Origin of the sequence: Clostridium moutaii (assembly GCF_041205085.1) — a bacterium.
GTDB lineage: Bacteria > Bacillota > Clostridia > Clostridiales > Clostridiaceae > Clostridium_B > Clostridium_B moutaii.
Genome location: NZ_JBGEWD010000005.1, coordinates 1 through 23727 on the forward strand (window position 1 = coordinate 1; position 23727 = coordinate 23727).

Genomic DNA, 23727 nt, shown 5'->3' on the forward strand with positions numbered 1-23727 from the left:
AAGGTTCTTAACTATACAAGAATTTACAATTTCATTTAACCTTTTGAAAATTTTAATTCTAAAAATTCTTAATATTGCTCAGGCTTTTCCAAGCCAGAATAACATGAAAGATAACTTTTATAAAGAAAAAGTACAAACCAAGTTTTTTATATGGCAGAAAATGAGCTCTGGAAATGGAAAGTAAATGCATTAAATTTTATGGGAAACAATTATCAGGAAAAATCCAAGCCCTGTATTGTTTCAGCATGTGAAAATAAGAATGATAAGATTCGCGAAATGCTTAATTGGTATGTAGTGAACGACATATCTAAAAATTTCTTGACAATGCGATATAGTATGATTTAATATATGTATATACATATGTCTTTGGAGGTATATAGCCATGTCTAATTTGAATTTAATTGACATATACAATTTTGAAAATTGTATATGTAAAAATCTAAAAATGACATCAAGACTCATTACACAATTTTATGATAAAATTTTTCATCCAATTGGATTGAGATCCACCCAGTTTTCACTTCTGGCTGTTATAATGTCTCATGATAATATTTCAATTGGTGAATTGGCAGATATACTTTTAATGGATCAAACTACAGTAACTCGAAATGTTGAGATATTGAGGAAAAATGGATATATCAATGTCAGAATTGGTGAGGACGATTCCAGGAAAAGATATATTTCCATTAATAAAAAAGGAAAAGAAAAATTGAATGAGGCCACTTTATTGTGGAAAAAAGCACAGTTTCAAATTAAGGAAAAAATAGGTATTGATAAATTTGAAGAACTCCTGAAAATACTGGTATTTATAAATGATCAATTTTAGGGATTGACCAGTTTATATCCAAAAAAGATTAAACTTTTTCATTGTTAAATATATTGTTAAATATATTGTTAAAATTTATACTAAATGATAAAATGAGACTGATGGAAATTTAATCCTGTAAGAGGGAGGAATTTGTTTGAAAAGATATAAGGCCTATTTATCATATTTAATTGGTATTTTACTCATTGTATACGTTATTGTGAGCATGGAGAATGTTATCATATCCTATAGGAACGCAAATTTTAAATACAATAATTTGTATATTATTATTTCTGTCATCCTGGCGGCAATGATAGGTGTGATCTTGGGATTGGAAAGGTTTGCTGAAGAAATTAAAAAGCCTGGTATCTGGAAAATAAATTGGGGTAAAGTAATTATAATATGCTTGCCTATGACAGCATTTTCTATATACCTGATATTGTATTTTGAAAATTTATTGCCTTATTTTATTGTACAGAATTTTGTGCTTATTTTAAGCACCAACAGTGTATTTACCTATTTGATATTTGGCATAATACTTGGACATGGGATAATTGGCAGCTTTTATAAAAGTGATGAATCAAAAACCTGACATGACGTTGTCAGGTTTTTAAGGTTATAATTAATACAAAGTAATATTTTTTTATACAGGAGGGTTCTTATGCCACAGGCTTTGAAAGACACATACAGCAGAAAGTTTTTAAATGATTTTGCAGACAAGGTGAAAAATACCTATAAGATCTTTGACAAAAATAATTTTTTGAATTCTGTAATGGATAATACATGGGATGAATTGAAATTGAAGCAGCGAGTACGAAAAATCTCTCAGACTCTTGGTACGTATCTCCCTGAAACATATGGAAAAGCACTTGAAATACTACTTTCCATTTGTGAATCATGTACAGGATTTCCATATTTGTTTTTCCCTGATTTTGTGGAAGTGTATGGACAAAAACAGGAAGATTGGGAGATTTCTATGAGGGCATTGGAGTATTTTACTGTTAAATCTTCTTCTGAATTTGCGGTGAGACCTTTTTTTATAATTGATGAAGGGCGCATGATAAAGCAGATGATAAAATGGTCAAAAAATGGCAATGAACATGTGAGAAGACTTTCAAGCGAAGGCTGCAGACCACGTCTCCCCTGGGGACAATCGCTTACCATGTTCAAACATGATCCTGATCCTGTAATTTCCGTACTTGAAAATTTAAAGTGTGATCCTTCACTTTATGTGCGTAAAAGTGTTGCCAATAATTTAAATGATATTTCTAAGGATAATCCTTCAGTGGTTATAGACATAATAAAAAGCTGGAAGGGAGTAAATAGGAATACGGACTGGATATTGAGATATGGAAGCAGGACGCTTATTCAAAAGTCCAATCCACAGGTTATGAAATTATTTGGATATGAAAAACTGGCGGATGGATTTATTGTTAAGGATGCTTCTCTATGTGCAGAACCTTCTGAATTGGAAATTGGAGATAGCTGCAGTCTCAGCTATTCATTTTATGTTAGAGGGGGAGGACCCGTACATATACGTATAGAATACGCCATTGATTTTGTGAAGGCCAGAGGGAATACATCCCGTAAAAAATTCTTTTTATCAGATAAAACAGTATCAGGGGGAGAAAAAATCATGGGAAACAGGGTGCATAAATGGGGAGATTTAACTACTAGGAAGCATTATCCAGGGAAACATTATATTTTTTTATTGATCAATGGATGTGAAGTTGGCTCTGTAATGATAAATTTAAAGTTGAAGGTTAAATAGATAAAAAGTTAAAATATATGGGAGATTTCCAGCTTTATGTGGAGATGCCTATTTTTCTTTTTTTGATTTAGATGATATTTTGATATGATTTGCATATTTATTACGATGTAATTAATGTAGAAGCTTCTAAGAAAGGAAAAATCCATGAAAATTACAGAGAATTATTAAAGCTTTTATCCAGTGAGTGATATAGAAAAGAAAAAGTTTAAAAATAGATTGCATTCTCATAAGGGAAATTATTTAAGAGATAAAGGCAGCGGCAGTTTTGCACCTAATAAAAACACTGTTAATTGTGCTGATAATTACTGCCTGAGTAAAATAAAGGGAGATACAAAAATATCTCCCGATATACATAAAATATTCATTTTTTTCTTATGATTAAAAACGAAAATCACTCTTCAACATGGGTATCTCTTCCGCAAATTTGATAACCTTTTTCACTGCTGTAAACTTTCCAATGTGTTTTTGATTCAAAATCACTGCTGTTTATAGGTTGATTGTTTTTAGATTTTTTTTGCTTCCTATCTTTTATTTTATCTGGTATTGTTTTTGACATAAAAACACCTCCTTTTTATAGTTTTACTCAGGTGTATTTTTTTATTATTTATATTTAAGGATTTATTTCCATAAATTATATTACATTGTGCTGGAAACCATAGCTGACATGTCAGAAGATTTGCATGGCCTGTTGTATATAAATTTTTACAATGGTATATTTCAGATAGAGGCTGTTTTTTAAACATTAAAACAAAAAATCGATTTACTGGAAATGAGGTTAAAAGCTTATGAAAATAAACAGATTACTGGCAATTGTGGTAATACTTTTAAATAGGAAGAAAATATCTGCAGTGGAACTTGCTGAAAAATTTGAGGTCTCGGTAAGAACAATTTACAGGGATGTTGAAGCAATCAATATGGCAGGGATTCCAATAGCTTCAAAGCAGGGAAACAATGGTGGATTTTATATTTTAGACAACTATAAGATAAGTCATCAGTTCCTCACACTGGAGGATATGATTTCCATAGTGGAAGCTTTGAAAAATATAAATGGAGTTTTAAATGACAAAAATGTGGAAATAGCCATGGAAAAAGTGAAAAGCATTATACCCTGTAATAAAAAGGATACAGTTGACTTATACTTCAAACGAATATTTATAGACACACTGCCCTGGGGATTTAAAAGATCTGAAAATGAAAACATAAAATACAAGATTATATATGATGCATTGCAGTACAATAGATATATAAGTTTTAATTATAGAAATACAAAAGGGGAATATATTTTCAGAAAAGTGGAACCTGTTACACTTGTGTTTAAAGGATTTTCCTGGTATATTTTTTCGTTTTGCACATTGAGGAAAGATTATAGAATATTTAAGTTGTCCAGAATAGATGGGTTGAAGGCTTTAGATGAAAAAATTTATAAATTTCGCATTTCCTATGGAGAGTACATAAAAGCTGATGATTCTAAAAAGGTTTCCACAAAGCTTTCACTTAAATTTTCAGAGAAAGTAAAGTATAGAATACAGGATTATTTTGATGAAGATGAAATGACATTTCTTGAAGATGGGAATGTCATAGTAAATACAGAAGTTATAGAGGACAACTGGGTTTATTCCATGATATTGAGTTATGGTGAGTATGTGGAAGTGCTTAAACCAGGGCGTATAAGGGAAATCATAAAGGAAAAGTGCAAAAAAGTAAGTAATATGTATAAATAAATTCAAACATGACATAATGATGTCAAAAGCCTACTGTATAATAGGTTTATAAACATATGAGAGGAGAATATATTATGGAACAGAAGTATTGCCAGAGTTGTGGGATGCCTTTAAGTGAGGAGTTTTACGGAACAGAATCAAATGGAATGAAAAGTGATGAATACTGCATATATTGTTATGAAAATGGGGCTTTCAAGCAGCCGGACTTAACCATGGAAGAGATGATTGAAACTTGTATTCCCTTTATGAAAGAAAAAGGGATGGAGGAAGATGAAGCAAGATCACTTATGGAAAACTGTCTTCCCAATTTAAAGAGATGGAAAAGCATTGGTGAATTTTAAGATAGTGGAAAAAGATGAGATTATACTGGTTGGAAAAGAGATAAGAACCAGTAATGAAGATAAGAATTGCAGGATTGAAATTGAAAAACTATGGAAAGAATTTCTGGAACAAAAACTTGGAGATTCAATACAGAATAAAATCAATAGTGGTGAAATTCTGGGATTGTATACAGACTATGAAAACAAGGAGTTTGGGACTTATTCCTTTATAGTTGGATATGAAGTTTCAGATGCAGCTGCAGTACCCGAAGGTATGGTATTAAAAGTAATACCGCCTTCAAAATATTGTGTGATAACTGCAAAAGGCAAAATGCCCGAGAGTATTGGCGAGACTTGGAAATATATATGGAACGCTGATATTCAAAGAATTTATACAGGAGATTTTGAACTTTATGACAAAAGATATGATGGCAGTGAAAATTCTGAAGTTGATATATATGTGGCTGTGAAATGATACCCTTAAGAAGTTGAGAAATGACAATTCTCAACTTCTTTTTCAGTGTGCGTCCAGCATGAGTGCGTACTCATCGGTAAAAGTCCGAGAAAAAACGCCGTGGGATGGAGAAAAAATTGGCCCTAATTCAGATAGTATTTATCCAATTTTATGAATAGGTAAGGAAGAGGTATCTTATTATGTTATAATTTAAATAATAATTTTTAAGATAAAGAAAAATTATATATTAAGGAGATGATTTTAAATGGAATATTATGTTGTTGATGCTTTTGCTGATGAAATATTTAGAGGAAATCCCGCTGGTGTATGCGTATTAGATGAATGGATAAATGATGATATAATGCAAAAAATTGCAGGGGAAAACAACCTGTCGGAAACAGCTTTTGTAGTTAAGAATGGAAATAGCTATGATCTAAGATGGTTTACTCCAAAGGCAGAAATAGATTTATGTGGACATGCTACCCTGGGAACGGCTTATGTTATTTCTAATTACATTGATGTTGGAATTGAAGAAATATTATTTAATACTGCCAGTGGAATACTTAAGGTTAAGCGCAGAGGTGATTTATATGAGATGGATCTTCCTCTGAGAGAACCGGAAAGGATAGAACTGTCAAAAGGTGTGATTTCAGAAATTATTGGTGTAGAACCAGTTGAATTGTATTTATCGAGGGATTTGTTTGTTGTACTTAAAACAGAAGAACAAGTACAAAAATTGGCTCCGAATTTTTCTAAAATGAAGAAGTTGGACAAAGGTTTAGGAGTTATTGTTACGGCCAGGGGTATTGATGTAGATTTTGTATCAAGATGTTTTTATCCAAAGCTGGGAGTAAATGAGGATCCTGTAACCGGGTCAGCGCACAGCAATTTAATACCATTCTGGTCGAAAAGGTTGAATAAAAGTGTAATGATAGCTAAACAATTATCAGAAAGAGGCGGCACGTTGTACTGTGAAATAGCTGACAAGAGAGTTAAGGTAAGCGGAAAAGCTGTACCATATATGAAAGGAAGTATTAGAATATAATTTTTTGCAAATGTTATTTATATATTTATATTTCGGGAGGTGTGAAGAATGAAGACTGTGGTAATATACAAGTCTAAAACAGGCTTTGCAAAGAAGTATGCTAAATGGATTGCGGAAAAGTTATCAGCTGACATTTTTGAATTTACAAAAGCTAATATTAATATTCTGGAAAATTATGATACTGTGATCTACGGTGGAAGTTTATATGCTGTTAGTATTAATGGAGTAAAACTGATAACCCAGAATTTAGATAAACTTAAAGATAAAAAGATCGTTGTATTTGCAACCGGAGCATCTCCATCAAGAGAAGAGGTAATAAGTGAAGTAAGAAATAAAAATTTTACTTTAGAGCAACAAAAGTATATACGTTTCTTTTATTTAAGAGGCGGTTTTGATTATAGTAAATTAAAGATTTTTGATAAAATTCTTATGACATTGCTAAAATGGAAGATAAAAAGCAAAAAGGAATTAACAGATGATGAAAAAGGCATGATTTCCATGTATGATAAACCTGTAGATTTTACAAGAGAGGAGAATGTAGATGCAATAATTGATTATATCAATCACTAAAATTTATCATAATGGTGATTATGTTGTGTTATTCACTAAATTATAATTTATTCTACTATATTTTGTTGTAAGTTTGTTAGTTTTTTAACCAGCAGTTAAATTTAGTCCGTAATATTCAACTATGAATCCATTGGTATATGTCAGATAATGATATATACTGGTTTTATAGGGAGCTATAATAAATTATGAAAATGATAAAACATGGATAAATTACAGATAGGTAAAGTCATATTTAAACTGAGAAAGGAAAAAGGCATTACCCAGGATCAACTTGGAATTTCATTGGTGTTTCAACCGCAGCCGTATCAAAATGGGTGAAGTATATTGAAGTCAATGATATAAACAGTCCAAAGGATTTTTCATCCATCTGGTGTTTCAATGAACTTTCAGCTAGGAAACCAGCTTTTACCTTGAATATGTATGAAAATATGGGTAAGATTTTGGAGGATGACATATTTGACTCTATCAGGCAAAGTCACACTTTTAAAGTGATTTTAAATAAGGTAAAGAATATGGAAGAAAATCCATGCGATAATTTATAAAAACATGCAACAATTTTATGGCAAATCAATTTATAGGCTTTTTCAACACTTTCTAAAGTCATAAGTATGTTGTCAAAGCCTTTTTGCATCTCTTTGATATCAAATTCCGAGGAATTTCTCACTATTATATCAAATAATCACATTTATTCTCTTACATTAAAATCAGAATGGAGAACTTAAAGTTAAGATACTGAATAGATCATTTTCGGTTAAACAGGTTAAACTCCTATTTTCTCACTTAAAAATGTTGACCCTAAAATAAGAATACCTCCAGCTATTTGAATTAGTGTCATGGTTTCTCCCAGGAATATTGAGGAAATAAATACAGCTGAAATAGGATCAATATAGCTTAAAATTGCTATGGACTGTCCACTTAGTTCTTTTACTGAAGTAAAATACAGTAAATAGGCAATACCTGTATGGATAATGCCTACTATAAATATAAAAAACCAAGCTTTGTGACTTATGGCTGCTGTATTGAGATTGTTTTTATAAATTATGCTTAATAAAAGCACCATAGCCGCCATTATAAGTTGGATTAATGTAGTTTCGAAACCTGATAAATTTTTAATGAACTTATTCATTAAAATTACACTGGCATATAATACTGCTCCCAGAAGTCCATATATTATTCCTTTTAAATGATTATATGATCCTGTGGTATTGGCACCTGTATTTAGAATTAAGAATAATCCTGCCATTGCTATAATAACGCAGCTAATTTTGGCTATTGTAAGCTTTTCTTTAAGAAATAGAGGTGATAATAGTATTACAAATATGGGAGCAAAATAATAACTGAGAGTTGCATTGGGTATGGTAGTGTATTTATATGCCTGAAATAAGAAAATCCAGTTTAAGCCCAAGGCCATGCCAGACATTATAAGCAATAAAAGATTTGCTTTTATTGACCTAAAAGATATTTTTTCACTTTTAATAAAGCAGACACAAATTAAAAATAAACTTCCAATAGAAGCTCTGAAAAAAGCGAGTTCAGCAGATGGTAAATTTATATTTTTTACAAATACACCAATACTTCCAAATATGAGCATGGATATAATAATATTAAGTTTAGCATTCATATTGAAACCTCCTAAAAATTCTATTTGATACCTAATGATGAATAATTACACATGGGCTGCTGATTGAATTTATTTCAATATAATCATCCTCCTCTGTTGATATGGAGGTACAGCATGTAAGATGATAATATCAAATATAAGGAGATAATTCAATTATAGAAAGTCGATATAAAATAGGCATAAAGAAGTTGATGAGGGAGAGAGGGAGGATATTAAAGATATTGCTCCAGATTATATTTATAGGATTATAGTGATATAATAGTAAGTGAATTAACTTAGCAAATGGATGATTATTTGCAATTTAATATTAAAATATATATAAACGAGGAGATATGATATGGGTATCACAGTTAAGAATACCATAAAAAAATTTAAAACAGATACATCTGAATATGTAATTAAGAAATTATCACAACTGGATTCTAAATGTTATTTACAAAGAAAACAATCTGATTATAAATTCAATATACACCAAAAGGAAAACAAAAAGTTGAATTTACCTACAGGTGATGGGAAGCCTTGTATGAGAGCCTATGTATATGGAAATCTTATGTTTGCTCAAGATAATGTTTATTTGTCAAATAAATGTATAAATAATTCAGATGCGTTAGAACATGAAAGCTATAGGGCAATTTATGAAACTCAATATAATAAATTTATGAAACAACTGGAAAGCATGGACAATGAAGAGGAGAGACAGAAGTTTAAAGAGGAAAATATGATTATAAATGATGAAGATGATATGAAAGGAATAAAAATTACAGATGAAAATGTTGATGAAATAGTTAATAGTATACTTGGCAATTTACTGCCTTTTTCTCCTGAATATATTAAAATGTTTTTGGAATACAGATAGTTATGGCAGAATATAAGCAAATGTTAATAAAATTAGTCATCTAATTTGGATGCCTTTTTTTATTGTAAAATTTAAGTACATCATACTATTATGGATTAAATTGATCCACAATTGGTTCAACAGGTTTTTATCTGCCCGAATGTTAACTTCTTCTAGGAAAACTTTAATGTCAATATCTTTGTCCATCCAGCGAATCTGGCGTAGTTAAACCAATAATAAAAGTATGAATTAAAAAATCAGTACCTATACGGATAGATAAGGATAAGATATAATGATAACCTAAGTTAAATTAGAAAGAAGGGTAAAATTCAATGGATAATTCAGAAAAATTTTCTCGAAAATCAGGAATGTATGCTAAATACCGTCCCTCATATCCAAAGGAATTTATAGAATTATTAGAGGAAAGCATAAATATATGTAAAAATGCAATAGTTGCTGATATAGGTGCAGGTACTGGAATATTGACGAAAGAGCTTGCTCATAACATGAAAAAGGTATATGCAGTTGAACCCAATAGTGAAATGCGAAAAGCTTGCAAAAAATATTGTGACGAAGTAAAAAATGTAATTATCATTGATGGCAGCGCGGAAAATACCATGCTGCCAGATAAGAGTGTGGATGTTATTACTGTTGCACAAGCATTTCATTGGTTTAACAGGGAAAAAACAAAATCTGAATTTCAACGTATTTTAAGGACAATGGGTAAGGTAGTGCTTGTGTGGAACAGTCGTAACGTTGAAAGTGAATTCATAAAAGAAAATTATATACTTTTTAAATATCTATGCCCAGATTTTAAAGGCTTTTCTCAAGGCAGCAGCTTAGACCCAAATGAGTATAACGACTTTTTCAAACAGGGAAGTTGTAATTATAAAGTGTTTTGCAATGATCTGACTATGACATTTGATGAATACATAGGAAGAAATCTCTCATCTTCTTATGCACCACTAAAGGAGGATGGAAACTATACAAGTTTTGTGGAAGGATTAACTCATATATTTAATAAATATAGCAATAACGGTAAGGTGCTATTTCCACAAAAAACTTGTGTTTATATTGGGGATATTTAATTTTACAAAAATGATTGTAAATCTTAAAACAAATACTTATATATTAGTAAAATTTATGTTATTATTAAAATAATCTAATATTACTATAGGGAAAACAATGAAATGCACACTTTATTTGGGCATCAGGTGTGTATAGAGTTAGTGATGCAACCGACCCTGTACTTATATTCATAAGTATAGGGTTTTGTTTTACCTAAAAATGGAGAGTGTATATGGATATTTATTATGCTGTTATTATCTTTATTTTTGGAGCTGTCATAGGGAGTTTTTTAAATGTGTGCATATATAGGATACCTAGGGGAGAGTCCACAGCATATCCTCCTTCACACTGTACAAACTGTGGGAATAAAATAAAGTGGTATGATCTGATACCTATAATAAGCTATTTTGTTTTAAAGGGAAAATGCAGATACTGTGGTGAAAAAATATCTATAAGATATCCACTTATAGAATTTATAACAGCTCTTTTATATTTAATGCTCTATATTAAAATTGGAATAGGTATTGATTTTATAAAATATATCACATTTATGAGCATTTTAATTGTTGTGGGAATGATAGACTTTGATACCACAGATGTTTATTTTAAGACAACAGCAGCTGGTGTTGTTTTTGCACTGATATTTATGGCAGTGTATTGGAATATGGGTTTTGAAATAAGGAACTTCATATTTGGAGGAATATTAAGCGGGATTTTTTTTACAATTATCATATTTATAACAAAAGGTGGAATGGGATGGGGAGACATGGAAATCTGTGTTTTTTGCGGATTGTTCCTGGGATTTAAATTGACTCTGGTGATGATGTTTTTATCCTTTGTTTTAGGTGCAGCTGTGGGAATGATTCTTATTCTGTCAGGCAAAAAATCAAGGAAGGATTACATACCATTTGGACCTTTTATTTCACTGGCTTCAATTATAACTGTATTTTTAGGTGGAACTATATTGAATCTTTATCTGTAAAAATTTATAACTTTATTTTGATTTATTAAAGGATGGGATGTTATGAAAAAACAATTGAACTTGAAAAAGAAAAGCGGGTTCACATTAATTGAACTCATGATAGTACTTGCTATTATTGCAATACTTGCAGTGGTTTTGATCCCAAAATCACAAATATTTAAAGGACAATCCAAGAATGCAGGTGTAACTACAAATGTAAATACTGTGAGGGGTTATCTTGAAACCAAGGTTTCCGACAATGGCGGAGCAAGTGAGTATTTAGACACTGGTGCTCTTGGAACACAGATAGGAAACAATTTTGGACTAGCTTCTTCTTCAAATGACGGAGTATATAGTCCTTCAGGAAGTTCAACAGAAGAGCAGCTGATAAATCCTTTTGGCAAAGATAAGGCATCTGTCAAAATAGTGGATAAAAGTAGTTCAGCACTTAATGAAGCTTCAACAAGCGATACTGGTGTTGATGGAGAAGTTATAATTCAGGTTTACAGTGATGGATATGCTGTCTATGGAGTTGACAAGGGAAGTGCGCCTACTCAATTATTCAAGGTGAAATAAGTTAATCTAAGGACATGGATATCTTCCATGTTCTTTGTCATATGTTGGATGCATAAAGGGGTAGATTTTATGTCAAAAATAAAAAAACGTCTCGGACAGATACTTGTAGATGAAGGTGTAATAACAGAGAAAATTATGCAAAAGTCTCTTGTGTTTCAAAAGCAAACAGGTGAAAAATTAGGTGAAATACTTGTAAATCAGGGATTTACTACAAATGACCAGATATTGAGGGCCGTAAAAAAACAACTTGGAATACCGATGCTGGATTTGAAAAATATGAATATAAAGCAGGAAATTATAGATATATTGCCTGTGAGCACTGCAAGAAAGTATGAAGTCATTCCAGTGGATATTGTAAATGGCTTTCTTCTTGTAGCTATGAGTGACCCTTTGAATTATTTTGCCATAGAGGATATAAAAGCATCAACAGGATATAATGTGAAGACAGCTATAGCCCTTAAGGAAGTTATAATGGGCAGTATTGAAAAATATTATGGAAAAAGTAAAGCAGAGGAAGCAGCGAGAAATTATAAAAAAATTTTTTCAAATACAAAGATAACACAAGAGGATATAATAAGGGATGATTCATCTGCACCAATTATAGAGTTTTTGAACACCATAATTGAAAATGCAATTTTATACGATGCCTCGGATATTCATATAGAGCCCTATGGAAAGGAAATGCGTGTCAGATTTAGAGTTGACGGAATGCTCAGGGAAATTATGAGAACGGATGTGGATATGATTTCTCCTGTAATAAGCAGGATAAAGATATTGGCGGGCCTGAATATAGCAGAAAATAGAATCCCACAGGATGGAAGAATTAATTTTGACACCAAACAGCACACAGTGGATATAAGAGTTTCTACAGCACCTACTATTTTAGGGGAAAAAATTGTCATGAGGCTTCTTGATAAAAATAATTTTTCAATTAATCTTGAAAAAATTGGACTGGGAAATAATGAATTGATAAAATTAAAGACAATAATTTCCAAACCATATGGTATAATATTAGTGTCAGGTCCTACTGGAAGCGGGAAGACCACGACACTTTATTCCATGCTGAACATATTAAATAATGTGTCAAAAAACATAATAACCATAGAAGATCCTGTAGAATACAATCTGGAAGGGGTAAACCAAATGCAGGTAAATAATAAAATTGGATTTGGATTTGCAAATGGATTGAGGAGCATACTTAGGCAGGATCCGGATATAATTCTTGTAGGGGAAATAAGGGACGGTGAAACAGCAGAAATATCCATAAGGTCTGCACTTACAGGTCATATGGTATTGTCAACTATCCATACGAATAACGCAGTTGGAACCATAAGCAGACTTCTGGATATGGGAATAAAACCCTTTCTTATATCATCCACATTAGCTGGAGTAATAGCTCAAAGATTGGTTAGAAAAATATGTCCTAATTGTGGTGAAGAATATATAAGTGATGAAAGAGAAATGAGACTTCTTGGACTTGAAATTCCTGTGAAATTAAAACGCGGAAAGGGATGCAGGTTGTGCAACAATACAGGATATAAGGGTAGGACAGGCATCTTTGAAATACTTGAAATAGACAGGGAAATTAAAAATATCATAGATGTGAATTATATTGAGAATGAAGTTGAGAGGCTGGCAGTATTAAAGGGCATGAACAGACTGAGAAGTGCATGTATAAGGAAGGTTTTAAATGGAATAACTACTGTTGAGGAAATGTTAAGGGCTACTTACGGGGAAAATATTTGAGGAATGATTTATGAAAAAATTTATATATAAAGTCTGGAACGATAAACTGAATATAATAAGTGGGCAGATTGAAGAAGAGAATATGGATACTGTATTTCAAAATTTAAAAAACAAGGACTTGAAAATAATATATGTTAGAGAAAAATTCACCCTATCTAAATTTAGATTTTTCCAAAAAAAGTTAAAGGATGAAAGGCTGGCTGATTTTTGTGGCCAGATTGCAATGATCTTAAGTTCAGGTGTAAGTCTTTTAACAGGATTTGAAATAATAGGACAGCATACAAAAAATAAAAGCATGAGAAACATGATTTTTAAATTGGAGGAAAGTATAAAAAAGGGAAATAATTTATCTTCAGCCATGAAAAGCTGTGAGGAATTTCCGGCTTTGTTGACGGATATGGTTGCCACCGGCGAAATAAGCGGTAATGTGGACACTGTATTATATAACATGGAAGATTTTTATAAAAAGGAAGCAAATATAAAAAATAAAATTAAAAGTGCCTCCATATATCCACTTTTAGTTTTAATTGTGGCACTTGGAATGTTGCTTTTCTTTAATTTCATGGTGTTTCCGGAATTAAAAGATTTATTTGCAAACGCCAATCTGCCATTTATAACGATTTTTGTACTGGGGATAATGAATTTTTTTAATGATAATTTTGTATCCATAATTGCATTTGTAGTGGTTTTTATAATTATTTTAAAATACATAAACACTATACCTGGAGTTTCATATTTTATAGGGAAAACTATTCTAAAAGTCCCCATCTTAGGTGATTTCAAACTTGATGTGATGACTTCAAGATTTACAAGAAGTATGGGGTTATTTTTGAAATCTGCAATACCTATTATAACCATAATGAACAATATAAAGCTTGTACTAAACAACGAATTTGCAGCACAAAAAATAGAAAATGTGAAAAGACAACTTGTAAATGGTGCTAAATTTGCAGATTCCATTCAAAATCAAAATATATTTCATCCACTTGTAACTGAAATGATGAAAGTCGGGGAGGAAACGGGAAAGCTGGATGCAATTATGTTTAAACTGGCGGATATATATGATGAAAAGGTGGAAACGGAAATCAGGAGACTTTCAGCTCTTGTGGAACCTGCTTTAATACTGGTTATAGGGCTGATAGTTGGAGTAATCATATTGGGCATGGCACTTCCTGTAATGCAGATGTCCCAGGGAGTAAAATAGAAAATCAGGAGGTGAATCCATGTCTTCTAAAATCATATTTAGTTTTAAAGAGAATTATGCATGTGCAGCTGTTGTTTCAAAAACAATAAAAGGTGTAAATATAAAAAAAGTATGCCGGATAATGAAAAAGGGTGAAGCAATTTCTGGAGGACAGCCCTATGCAGATGAATATAATTTGAATAAAATCAAAGATATAAGAGAAGAATTCAAACTCAAAAATAAAAAGATCTCCATAATATTGAACTGGGATAGTATTATAACTAGAATTATAGAAACTCCTGTCATGGGCAAAAAAGAATTAAAAAGTTTTATAGACAACAATATAGAAGAATATTTTGCTGTAAATATTAATGAATATTGTTTTGATTATGAAATTATATCCTTGGATAAAAAACACAAGATGTGGGTTATGCTTGTAGTGGCACCTATGGTAAAAATAAAACAGGTATTGGAGTTTATAAAATGCTGTGGATTAAAAGCTGATTCAATTGGGATATATCCGGAGTATATATCAAATTTATTTTTAGATGAATTTGATTCAAGTGCAGCTGTTGTAGATGTAAATGGAAATAAATCCACCTTAACCATATTGGATGAGGAAAAGATATTTATTTATTCCAACATTTCCAGTGAAGATTATAGAAAAGATGAAAGAAATTTTACTGAGGTTATGGAGAATCTTGATTATTTTTTGAACTTTTATTCTACAAGGCATTTTGGAAAAAATGTTGAAAAAATATATATGCTGGGTGAATTTTATGACAATGATGTGCTGAATGGACTCATTGAATCTCAAACTTCCATAAAGCCTGTTGTGGGGTTAAATCCTAAAGTGTCTAAATTAATTGGAAACAGCAGGGTAGATGGAAATATATATAGTGATATAGTTGGATATTTTGTACCTGTGAAAAATATATACAATAAAAGCATAAACTTTATTAATAAGCTGCACAGTAAAAATGAAGATAAAAAATGGACTGGTAATAGATTTATCATAAATGAAATAGAAATATTTTGTCTGATCACCATAATTATGATAACTGCTGTGCTCATATATACCAAATTCAGCCTTTCAAAATATGATACCTCTGATTTGGATTCACAAATAGCTGTTTTGAGCAGCGCAAAAGAGGATGCAGATAAGCTTGACATTGAAAAAAAGTCGTATGAAGCTAAAGTAAAATACATTCAAAAAATCAAAGAGGATGAATTTGATTATATGGATTTGCTGGAAACTTTAAGAGAGGGTCTGCCTGAGGGCATAAGTATAACAAGTATCAAAATGGATAGGCAAAATATAGATGCTCAATTTGATGTGAATAAAAGAACGGTGGATGCAGCCAGGCTTGTTGCGGCTTTAAATGCCATGAATATATTTGAGCCTGTGGAATTGCCGGAAGTTGAGCTCAATGACAATGTAAAAGAAGTAAAACTTAATCTGAAGTTACTACAATCATATAAAGGTATTGGTGCATATGGAGAAAAATAAAAGGGATTTGATGATTTTAATAGCAATATTGTTCATAGGATTTAATTATATTATTTATAATTACTTTACAAGTAACAAGTTAAAAGAAATAGATAAGGCTAAAAGTACATATATTTCACGTGAAGATAAATTAAAAAATCTAAAAACTGTAAAAAAATCCATCGAAGGCAAAAGAGAAGAATTGAAAAAACTCAAACAGGAAACCAGCGTCTTTGACAGTATGGTGCCTTCACAAATAGATACACCTCAGCTTATATATGATTTTTATAATAAATGTAAATTATCTGGAGTAAATGGGCAAAAAATTTCTTTTCAACTTTTAAAAGAGAATAATGACAATAAGAGCAATGGAAATTTTCATACACTTATAATAGATCTACAAATATCAGGCAGCAAGGCAGGTGTGGAAAACTTTATAAAAAATTTAAGTAGTACTACTAGAAGAAAGCTGAATGTAAAAAGTATCAGCATCACTTCAAAAGGAGAAAATGAAAATCAAGAAGAAAGTTCAAATACGGATACATCTGCTTTAGGTGGTGATGGCAGTACAAAACCTGAGGATGAACTTTTCTCGGAGATTATTTTTTATCAGTACATACAGGGAGATGGTAGCAGCAAGGTGGAAACACCGGATAATTATGTCTTTTATGACAGCAGGAAACAGGGATTCAACAGTATTTCTGATATGTTTAAATAATTATTGGGAGGATATAAGGTGCTTAGAAAAAAGGGGTTTACATTAATAGAAATTATGATAATAATATCAATTATAGCACTGCTTTCTGTTATTTTAGTGCCTAAAGTAGGGGCTGTCAGAATGGAGTCAAAAAATAACAGTGTAAACACCAATGTACTTTTGATCAGGACTTATATGGAAAACAGATCGGGAAAAGATGGAAACAGGATTCAAAATAAGTCTTTAGATACCCTATTGAAAAGTATTCAAGTGGACATGTCTTCTGATTTTTCCGGAAGCAATTCACTTATAAATCCTTTTAACGGCAGTAAGTCCATTGATGCTAGGGGTGATGCAAGCAATAAGAACATATCTTCCAGCTCATCTGTTTTGCTGTATTATTCCAGTGGAAATTTGCCTGAAAATAATGAAGTCATAAAAAGTGGAGATTTCCCTGATGGCGTGAATATAAGAGGAACGGTGGTGGTTGTTCTTTATGGCAGCAGCCAAAACAGCAGGGGTGGATATGCATTATACGGAATAGACAATTTTGGAGCTATAGTTAGGTCTTATATTGTTAAATTTCCAGCTGCACCTTCTTTGACGGATGGATCAGACAATTCAGATGGTTCGACTATTCAGGACAATGTAAACAGGGTCATCAAATATATAAAAGTTGATGCAATAAGGAAAATAATAACCGGGGTACCCAATGGACAAATGTATAATGTAATACAGGGGCCGCTGTACAATGATCTGAAAGAAGAATTCACTCCAGGGGATTCTTCAAAACATATTGTAAATCCATATCATTTGAACAAGGATGCAATTGATGATGATGGCTACCATACAAATGGCGATCCGGGTATAAGCTATGATTATTCTATAATATGCAATGCAAATCCAGGAGATTATTCCAGCATGGACAGCAAATATGCAGGGTATCCTGGAAATGTAGTGGTCTATGTGACAAACAATCCTGTTGGATACGTGGTGTACGGAGTTGATAAAAATGGCAATACAATTTCAAAAACACCTGTTAATCTATCTACGGAAATTACATCCTCTATGACACAGAGTCTAGAGGATAACGTAAATGCTGTTTCGGTTGAACTTGATAAAATTGTAAAGAAGTTACAGCCCTCAAATGATGGAGATTACAACAGAAGAGTCGCACTGCAGTCGGAAGCGAAAAACAAGCTTCAGGAATTGAGCTTAAAAAATGCGTATTTGCCGGATTGGATTGGCATAAGGACAGACACCTATAATTTTAGTACTGGTATTTCTGTAATTGTAGAACTTAAACCGGAGAATCTGGAGAATATAAAGAATTTTAAAGGTGCGGTTATAGTGGATGTACTGCAGGATGGAAGTGGCTATGAAGTTTACGGTATAGATTATATGGGTAACAATTATGCCTATAAAAAGATACAGAATTCAGGGGATTGAAATGAAAAACAGATCAGGATTCACCTATATAGAGGTAATGATTGCAATTACCATATTTTTAATAATGTCTGTTTTTGTCATAAGACTCAATATCACTGCAAATAAAAATATAAATGGACAGATTCTAAGGCAAAACATGATGATGGAAGCTCAAAAAATACTTGAGAAAACCAAAAATAATCCAGACAGTGGCGAGTACAAAGGTGACAGTTATAAAAATATAGATGGTTATTATATTAATATAAGATCAGAGCTGGTTAATGTGGATTCTCCCAATCTTTTTGAAATTACAGTAAAAGTACGGCAGAATGTTGATGAAGAAGAGGGGGAAGTAGTGTTAAGATCACACTTTTTTAAAAAATAGAGCGAGGATATTATGAAAAAAAAAGGATTTACATTAGTTGAACTTATGATGACTTTGGCTGTCTTTACTATATTTTCTGCATACCTTTATCAGACTTTTTTTCTTCAGATAAGACAATCATTTGAGTTTAAAGATAATATAGATATACAATATGATGCAAATAAAGCACTTAATATGATTGCAGATCAAATAAGAAGCCGTGATTCTATTAATGATACCAAAATTTTAAGAGCTTCAGATGGAAAGACTATTATAAGTCTGGGTCCCAAAGATGAAAATGGTCAAATTCAAGTCAGTGTAAGTAAAGGCAATTTTTTAAATGATGGAGATACTGTGGAATTGATTAAAAATCAACCAGAACTTGCTCTGCCTTTGTCTGATGTGCAGTACAACATAAAAGAGAAGATGCTGAAGGATGACAATGAGGATAAATGTTATAATATTGATAAGGTTGATTTTTCTTATGAAAATGGATTGGTGAATGTAACGGTTTCAGCTTCGGAGGGAAAATTGAACATTAAAATGTCTACAGCTGTTAATGTACAGAAAAGTTGAAGTATTAATGGATACTGTGGATGAAATGGAGGATTTATGAAAAAGAAAGGTTCTGCCCTTTTAATTGTTATCATTGTTATGATGGTGGTCTTTACACTGGCTGCATACATGATAGATACCAGTATTAAAAGCAATAGACAGGCATTGGGAACATATTATAAGACAAAGGCCTATTATAGTGCAGAAACAGGTATGTATGATTTTATAAACATTATAAATGAGGATATTCATGAAAATATTGACAATGACAATCTCAGCATATACGCAGGGAAAACAATAACCAATTATTATAATAATTCGGGTCTTTATGATGATAATATGGAAGTATATAAAGCCAGACTTGTAAAGGATGTTTCAATTTCCGTTATTGATAATTACACAAAAAAGTATACCTTTCAAATTTATTCTTCAGGAAATTACAGTTCCCAGGGTTGTATTATAATTGCAGATGTATCAATTGTATATGTGAATAATAATTATGAATCTTATTCCATAGATTCTAAAAAAATTTATAAATCATAAATAAATTTTAAATTCAGGGTTGAGAATTAACGGGCAATTGATTACAATAAACCGATTATTTCAAATTGACAAAAAATTTTAATATAGTATAATTAGGTAAAAGTTAATAGATCACTTGTATAAGCTCATAATGAGGTTGAGCGTTTCTACCAACTACCGTAAATAGTTGATTATAAGTATATTTAGAAATAGGTATAATATAATTATTTTTTCGGTAGCTGGTTTTTTTTATACCTTTTTCTAAGGCGGAAAGGAGAGAATTAATGAAAGATAGAACAAGAAAACAAAGGGCAGCAATTGGAAATGAAAAAGCAGACATAGTATTAAAGGGGGGAAATATAGTCAACGTATTTACTGAGGAAATTACCCAAGATGATGTGGCCATTGTAGAAGATACCATTGTGGGCATTGGCAAGTATGAGGGAAAAAGAGAGATTGATTGCACAGGTAAATATATTGTCCCCGGGTTTATTGATGCCCACATGCATATGGAATCCACCATGGTTATGCCCCAGGAGCTGTCAAAGGTGATTCTTAAATGGGGGACTACTACATTGATTGCGGACCCTCATGAATTGGTTAATGTAAAAGGTGAAAAAGCATTGGATTTTTTGCTGGATGCAACAGGGCATGTACCGTTGAATATATATATAATGATACCATCATCTGTACCGGCTACAAAATTTGATACCAATGGAGCGGGCAAATTTCTTGCAGAAAATATGGAAAAGTATAAAGATGATCCAAGAGTTCTTGGACTTGGGGAAGTTATGTGTTTTCATGATGTAATAGAGAATAAAAGAGAAATAATGGATAAGATTGTTTTATTTGAAGACAAGATTATAGATGGACACGCACCTGGAATAGCAGGAAAAGAAGTACAATCTTATCGTCTGGCAGGTATTGATAATGATCATGAATGTATTACTTTTAATGAGGCATTGGAAAAAATGAGAGCTGGGTTCCACATCCTGATTAGAGAAGGCAGTGGGGCTAAAAACTTAGAGGCTATTGTAAAGGGAATTCTCCATGCAAAACTTTCTTTTGAACAATGTATGTTCTGCACTGATGATAAACATTTGGATGATATTGAAAGGGAAGGACACATTAGTTATAATGTAAAAAAAGCTATTCAACTGGGAGTGTCTCCTGTTAAAGCAGTCAAAATGGCTACTTATTATCCTGCCAGGTTTTACGGGCTTAAGAATTATGGAGCTGTTGCTGCGGGCTATACGGCAGATATTGTAGTTTTAAAAAATCTAAAACAGGTTAAAATAGACTTTGTTCTAAAATCTGGATATGTTGTGGATGACGATTATCTATCTTTATTTCAATATGAAGTTAAAGAACCAGAGATGTTGAATACAGTTATTTTTAAACCTATAACTAAAGAAAAATTAGTATTAAAAAGGGAAAAGAAAAATCATGTAATGGAAATTGTAAAAGAACAATTGACAACGGAACATCTTTTTGAAGAAATTCCAGGCAAAGGAGATGTTTTTATACCAAATGGGGAATACACCAAACTCTGTGTGGTGGAGCGGCATGGAAAAACTGATCATGTAGCTGTGGCCCCATTAAAGGGATTTGGAATAAAAAATGGAGCAATCGCAACTACAGTATCTCATGATTCCCATAATATTATAGCTGCGGGTGATAATGATGAAGATATTATGATCGCGGTGAATTATTTAAGGAAATTGCAGGGAGGATATGTCATTGCCTCCGATGGAAAAGTAATTGAAAGCCTTCCTCTTCCTATTGGAGGGTTGATTAGCAATTTATCAAGCAGTGCAGTGCAGAAAAAGACAAAAACAATGATTGGCATTGCCAGAGAAATGGGAGTAAATCAGGGAATTGATCCTTTTATCACACTGTCTTTCATGGCACTTCCCGTTATTCCAAAAATTCGTCTTACAGATAAAGGGTTGCTTGATGTGGAGAAAATTCAATTGATAAGACAAGGTTAACCTTTGGACTTGTATTTTAAAGCTTTATATTTTTAATAATATTTTTAATTTACATTATAAATATTATGTAAATTAAAAATAAATATAAACCAAAAAGCCTACCAAATAAAATCATTATAAAAGAACCCTGAATAATAATCCAAGGTTTTACAAACGGAATAATACTTTATAATAGAGATATTAAATTTTATTTTTTATATATTGTATGCAGTTATAAAGCTAAAGTTACAAATTAAATATAGAAATGTTTTGGAGGAGATATTATGATATTTAATGCCTTATATAATCCATATAAAACAACAAGACAGGCCTCTTATGGGAAAAATGGAATGGTAGCCACATCTCAGTCTTTTGCAGCAGAAGCCGGATTCGAGATTTTAAAAAATGGAGGAAATGCAGTAGATGCTGCCATTGCTACAGCAGCTGCTTTAACGGTATGCGAGCCAACTTCCAATGGAATTGGAGGAGATGCTTTTGCAATAGTGTACCATAATGGAAAACTTTACGGATTAAATTCCAGCGGACCATCTCCAAAAGGTATATCCATAGATATTTTAAAAAATAGAGGATATAAGGAAATGCCGAGGTTCGGCTGGGCTCCTGTAAATGTTCCGGGGATTCCTGCTGCCTGGTCAGAACTTTGGAAAAACTTTGGAAAACTTTCCTTTGAAAAGCTTTTAGAACCTGCTGTAAGATATGCAGAAGGTGGGTATCCCGTCACACCTACTGTAGGATGTCTTTGGGAAAAATCATATAGGGAGTTTAAACAAAATTTAAAGGACAATGAATTTAAATATTGGTTTCAAACTTTTGCACCTAAGGGAAGAGCACCTAAAATAGGAGAAATAGTAACTTTAAAGGATCATGCAAGAACATTAAAGATCATAGCTGAAACTGTGGGAGAAGCCTTTTACAGGGGAGAACTGGCTGAAAAGATAGACAAGTTTTCAAGGGACACCGGTGGGTACATAAGAAAAGAAGATTTGGAAAAATACCGGCCTCAGTGGGTAAAGCCCATAAGCATTAATTACAGGGGATACGACGTATATGAAATACCTCCTAATGGTCAGGGTATAACTGTTTTAATGGCATTGAACATATTAAAAGGATTTGAATTTAGAGAAAGAGACTCTGAAGACAGGTATCATAGGCAGATGGAAGCAGTAAAATTGGCTTTTGAAGATTCTTTAAAATATGTTACCGATGCGGAAAAGATGAAAATCAATATAAAGGATTTATTATCGGAATCTTATGCAGAAGAAAGGCGAAAGAAAATAGGAGAAACTGCTTTTATGCCCGAAGTGGATAAAAGTATGAAGGGAGGTACCGTTTATCTTGCTACTGCAGATGGTGAGGGAAACATGGTATCTTATATACAGAGCAATTACATGGGGTTTGGTTCAGGATTAGTTGTGCCAGGAACAGGTATCGCCCTACACAATAGGGGAAATAATTTTTCATTTAATCCTGAACATATAAATGCCCTGGAGCCTGAAAAGAGGCCTTATCATACCATAATTCCCGGATTTTTAATGAAAGATAATAATCCAGTGGGTCCCTTTGGAGTTATGGGAGCATTTATGCAGCCTCAGGGGCATGTTCAGGTATTGATGAATTCTATTGATTTTGGACTAAATCCTCAGGCGGCATTGGATGCACCCAGGTGGCTCTGGACTTATGGAAAGGATATAAGCCTTGAACAGCAGTTTCCTTCTTATCTGGCAGCAGATCTATATACAAGGGGGCATAATGTAAATTATGATATTGATACCGGTGTATTTGGAAGAGGGCAGATAATATGGAAAAATGAAAATGGAGTTTTGGTTGGTGGAACAGATTGGAGAGGTGATGGTACTGTATATTCCTGGTAGGAATAATATCAGCAGCTGTGTCATATATTGAAAAGTATATACTATATAATGTAAACACAAGAGCCTACTATAATTAATCATAAAATTTAAAGTAGACTCTTATATTTTAAAAGGATTATTTATGCTTGTGCAGA

At 32.2% G+C, this 23727-nt stretch carries 28 protein-coding genes, 1 pseudogene and 2 riboswitches; of the genes and pseudogenes, 27 read left to right on the top strand and 2 right to left on the bottom strand.

The window, feature by feature from the left end; all coding sequences use genetic code 11:
- The 6 genes from AB8U03_RS06510 to AB8U03_RS06535 all read left to right on the top strand — a co-directional run.
- On the top strand, positions 1-184 hold a 184-nt coding region (locus tag AB8U03_RS06510), incomplete at its 5' end, for a hypothetical protein (protein WP_369703740.1).
- A 14-nt stretch (positions 185-198) separates the two neighbouring features.
- The gene (locus tag AB8U03_RS06515) at positions 199-345 is read left to right on the top strand and encodes a hypothetical protein (protein ID WP_369703741.1); all 147 of its coding nucleotides are present in this window, start codon (positions 199-201) and stop codon (positions 343-345) included.
- A gap of 37 nt (positions 346-382) precedes the next feature.
- Positions 383-826, top strand: coding sequence for a MarR family winged helix-turn-helix transcriptional regulator (locus tag AB8U03_RS06520; protein WP_369703742.1), 444 nt, complete (start codon positions 383-385; stop codon positions 824-826).
- 136 nt (positions 827-962) lie between these two features.
- Positions 963-1397, top strand: coding sequence for a hypothetical protein (locus AB8U03_RS06525; RefSeq protein WP_369703743.1), 435 nt, complete (start codon positions 963-965; stop codon positions 1395-1397).
- A gap of 69 nt (positions 1398-1466) precedes the next feature.
- Positions 1467-2576 carry a DNA alkylation repair protein gene (locus tag AB8U03_RS06530; RefSeq protein WP_369703744.1) on the top strand — a complete coding sequence of 370 codons (1110 nt, stop codon included), beginning with the start codon at positions 1467-1469 and terminating at the stop codon, positions 2574-2576.
- Between the two features lie 180 nt (positions 2577-2756).
- Positions 2757-2954 carry a hypothetical protein gene (locus AB8U03_RS06535; RefSeq protein ID WP_369703745.1) on the top strand — a complete coding sequence of 66 codons (198 nt, stop codon included), beginning with the start codon at positions 2757-2759 and terminating at the stop codon, positions 2952-2954.
- A gap of 13 nt (positions 2955-2967) precedes the next feature.
- Here AB8U03_RS06535 and AB8U03_RS06540 read toward each other — a convergent pair whose 3' ends face one another.
- Positions 2968-3132, bottom strand: a complete 165-nt coding sequence (locus AB8U03_RS06540) for a hypothetical protein (protein ID WP_369703746.1) — start codon at positions 3130-3132, stop codon at positions 2968-2970.
- Positions 3133-3361: 229 nt separating this feature from the next.
- On the opposite strand from AB8U03_RS06540, the gene AB8U03_RS06545 reads away from it, so the two are divergent.
- The 7 genes and pseudogenes from AB8U03_RS06545 to AB8U03_RS06575 all read left to right on the top strand — a co-directional run bounded on the left by AB8U03_RS06545 (position 3362) and on the right by AB8U03_RS06575 (position 7228).
- Positions 3362-4297, top strand: coding sequence for a helix-turn-helix transcriptional regulator (locus tag AB8U03_RS06545; RefSeq protein WP_369703747.1), 936 nt, complete (start codon positions 3362-3364; stop codon positions 4295-4297).
- Positions 4298-4371: 74 nt separating this feature from the next.
- Positions 4372-4638, top strand: a complete 267-nt coding sequence (locus AB8U03_RS06550; protein ID WP_369703748.1) for a zinc ribbon domain-containing protein — start codon at positions 4372-4374, stop codon at positions 4636-4638.
- On the top strand, positions 4628-5092 hold the full coding sequence (locus AB8U03_RS06555; protein WP_369703749.1) for a GyrI-like domain-containing protein: 465 nt from the start codon (positions 4628-4630) through the stop codon (positions 5090-5092). The genes AB8U03_RS06550 and AB8U03_RS06555 overlap by 11 nt, the downstream gene beginning before the upstream one ends.
- A 244-nt stretch (positions 5093-5336) precedes the next feature.
- Entirely contained in the window at positions 5337-6116 is a 780-nt protein-coding gene (locus AB8U03_RS06560; RefSeq protein ID WP_369703750.1) for a PhzF family phenazine biosynthesis protein, read from the top strand.
- Between the two features lie 48 nt (positions 6117-6164).
- Entirely contained in the window at positions 6165-6686 is a 522-nt protein-coding gene (locus AB8U03_RS06565) for a flavodoxin domain-containing protein (RefSeq protein WP_369703751.1), read from the top strand.
- Between the two features lie 201 nt (positions 6687-6887).
- A pseudogene (locus AB8U03_RS06570) lies at positions 6888-7027 on the top strand (helix-turn-helix domain-containing protein); the annotation flags it as partial.
- Positions 7001-7228 (top strand): hypothetical protein, encoded by a 228-nt coding sequence (locus tag AB8U03_RS06575; RefSeq protein ID WP_369703939.1) that lies wholly within the window; start codon positions 7001-7003, stop codon positions 7226-7228. The pseudogene AB8U03_RS06570 and the gene AB8U03_RS06575, both read left to right, overlap by 27 nt.
- Positions 7229-7446: 218 nt before the next feature.
- Here the strand turns inward: AB8U03_RS06575 and AB8U03_RS06580 are convergent, their stop codons facing one another.
- Positions 7447-8307, bottom strand: a complete 861-nt coding sequence (locus tag AB8U03_RS06580) for a DMT family transporter (RefSeq protein ID WP_369703752.1) — start codon at positions 8305-8307, stop codon at positions 7447-7449.
- A gap of 337 nt (positions 8308-8644) precedes the next feature.
- On the opposite strand from AB8U03_RS06580, the gene AB8U03_RS06585 reads away from it, so the two are divergent.
- From AB8U03_RS06585 to ggt, 14 genes are all read left to right on the top strand, one after another.
- On the top strand, positions 8645-9163 hold the full coding sequence (locus AB8U03_RS06585) for a hypothetical protein (protein ID WP_369703753.1): 519 nt from the start codon (positions 8645-8647) through the stop codon (positions 9161-9163).
- A gap of 311 nt (positions 9164-9474) precedes the next feature.
- Positions 9475-10230 (top strand): class I SAM-dependent methyltransferase, encoded by a 756-nt coding sequence (locus tag AB8U03_RS06590; protein ID WP_369703754.1) that lies wholly within the window; start codon positions 9475-9477, stop codon positions 10228-10230.
- A gap of 80 nt (positions 10231-10310) precedes the next feature.
- Positions 10311-10395, top strand: a riboswitch (cyclic di-GMP riboswitch).
- Between the two features lie 47 nt (positions 10396-10442).
- Entirely contained in the window at positions 10443-11192 is a 750-nt protein-coding gene (locus AB8U03_RS06595; protein ID WP_369703755.1) for a prepilin peptidase, read from the top strand.
- 42 nt (positions 11193-11234) lie between these two features.
- The gene (locus tag AB8U03_RS06600) at positions 11235-11747 is read left to right on the top strand and encodes a type II secretion system protein (protein WP_369703756.1); all 513 of its coding nucleotides are present in this window, start codon (positions 11235-11237) and stop codon (positions 11745-11747) included.
- Between the two features lie 69 nt (positions 11748-11816).
- A complete protein-coding gene (locus AB8U03_RS06605) occupies positions 11817-13493 on the top strand; it encodes a GspE/PulE family protein (RefSeq protein ID WP_369703757.1) in 1677 nt (558 codons plus the stop codon).
- 10 nt (positions 13494-13503) lie between these two features.
- Positions 13504-14697 carry a type II secretion system F family protein gene (locus AB8U03_RS06610; RefSeq protein ID WP_369703758.1) on the top strand — a complete coding sequence of 398 codons (1194 nt, stop codon included), beginning with the start codon at positions 13504-13506 and terminating at the stop codon, positions 14695-14697.
- Positions 14698-14716: 19 nt separating this feature from the next.
- Positions 14717-16186 carry a hypothetical protein gene (locus tag AB8U03_RS06615; protein WP_369703759.1) on the top strand — a complete coding sequence of 490 codons (1470 nt, stop codon included), beginning with the start codon at positions 14717-14719 and terminating at the stop codon, positions 16184-16186.
- Positions 16173-16883, top strand: a complete 711-nt coding sequence (locus AB8U03_RS06620; protein ID WP_369703760.1) for a type 4a pilus biogenesis protein PilO — start codon at positions 16173-16175, stop codon at positions 16881-16883. The genes AB8U03_RS06615 and AB8U03_RS06620 overlap by 14 nt, the downstream gene beginning before the upstream one ends.
- Before the next feature lie 18 nt (positions 16884-16901).
- On the top strand, positions 16902-18311 hold the full coding sequence (locus tag AB8U03_RS06625) for a prepilin-type N-terminal cleavage/methylation domain-containing protein (protein WP_369703761.1): 1410 nt from the start codon (positions 16902-16904) through the stop codon (positions 18309-18311).
- A gap of 1 nt (position 18312) precedes the next feature.
- The gene (locus tag AB8U03_RS06630; protein ID WP_369703762.1) at positions 18313-18675 is read left to right on the top strand and encodes a type IV pilus modification PilV family protein; all 363 of its coding nucleotides are present in this window, start codon (positions 18313-18315) and stop codon (positions 18673-18675) included.
- A gap of 12 nt (positions 18676-18687) precedes the next feature.
- Positions 18688-19230, top strand: coding sequence for a PilW family protein (locus AB8U03_RS06635; RefSeq protein ID WP_369703763.1), 543 nt, complete (start codon positions 18688-18690; stop codon positions 19228-19230).
- A 36-nt stretch (positions 19231-19266) separates the two neighbouring features.
- The gene (locus AB8U03_RS06640) at positions 19267-19752 is read left to right on the top strand and encodes a pilus assembly PilX N-terminal domain-containing protein (protein ID WP_369703764.1); all 486 of its coding nucleotides are present in this window, start codon (positions 19267-19269) and stop codon (positions 19750-19752) included.
- Positions 19753-19847: 95 nt separating this feature from the next.
- Positions 19848-19945: riboswitch (purine riboswitch) on the top strand.
- Between the two features lie 70 nt (positions 19946-20015).
- Positions 20016-21722: an adenine deaminase gene (gene ade, locus AB8U03_RS06645; RefSeq protein ID WP_369703765.1), complete on the top strand. Its 1707-nt coding sequence runs from the start codon at positions 20016-20018 to the stop codon at positions 21720-21722.
- A gap of 263 nt (positions 21723-21985) precedes the next feature.
- Positions 21986-23593, top strand: a complete 1608-nt coding sequence (gene ggt, locus AB8U03_RS06650; RefSeq protein ID WP_369703766.1) for a gamma-glutamyltransferase — start codon at positions 21986-21988, stop codon at positions 23591-23593.
- Positions 23594-23727: the final 134 nt, after the last annotated feature.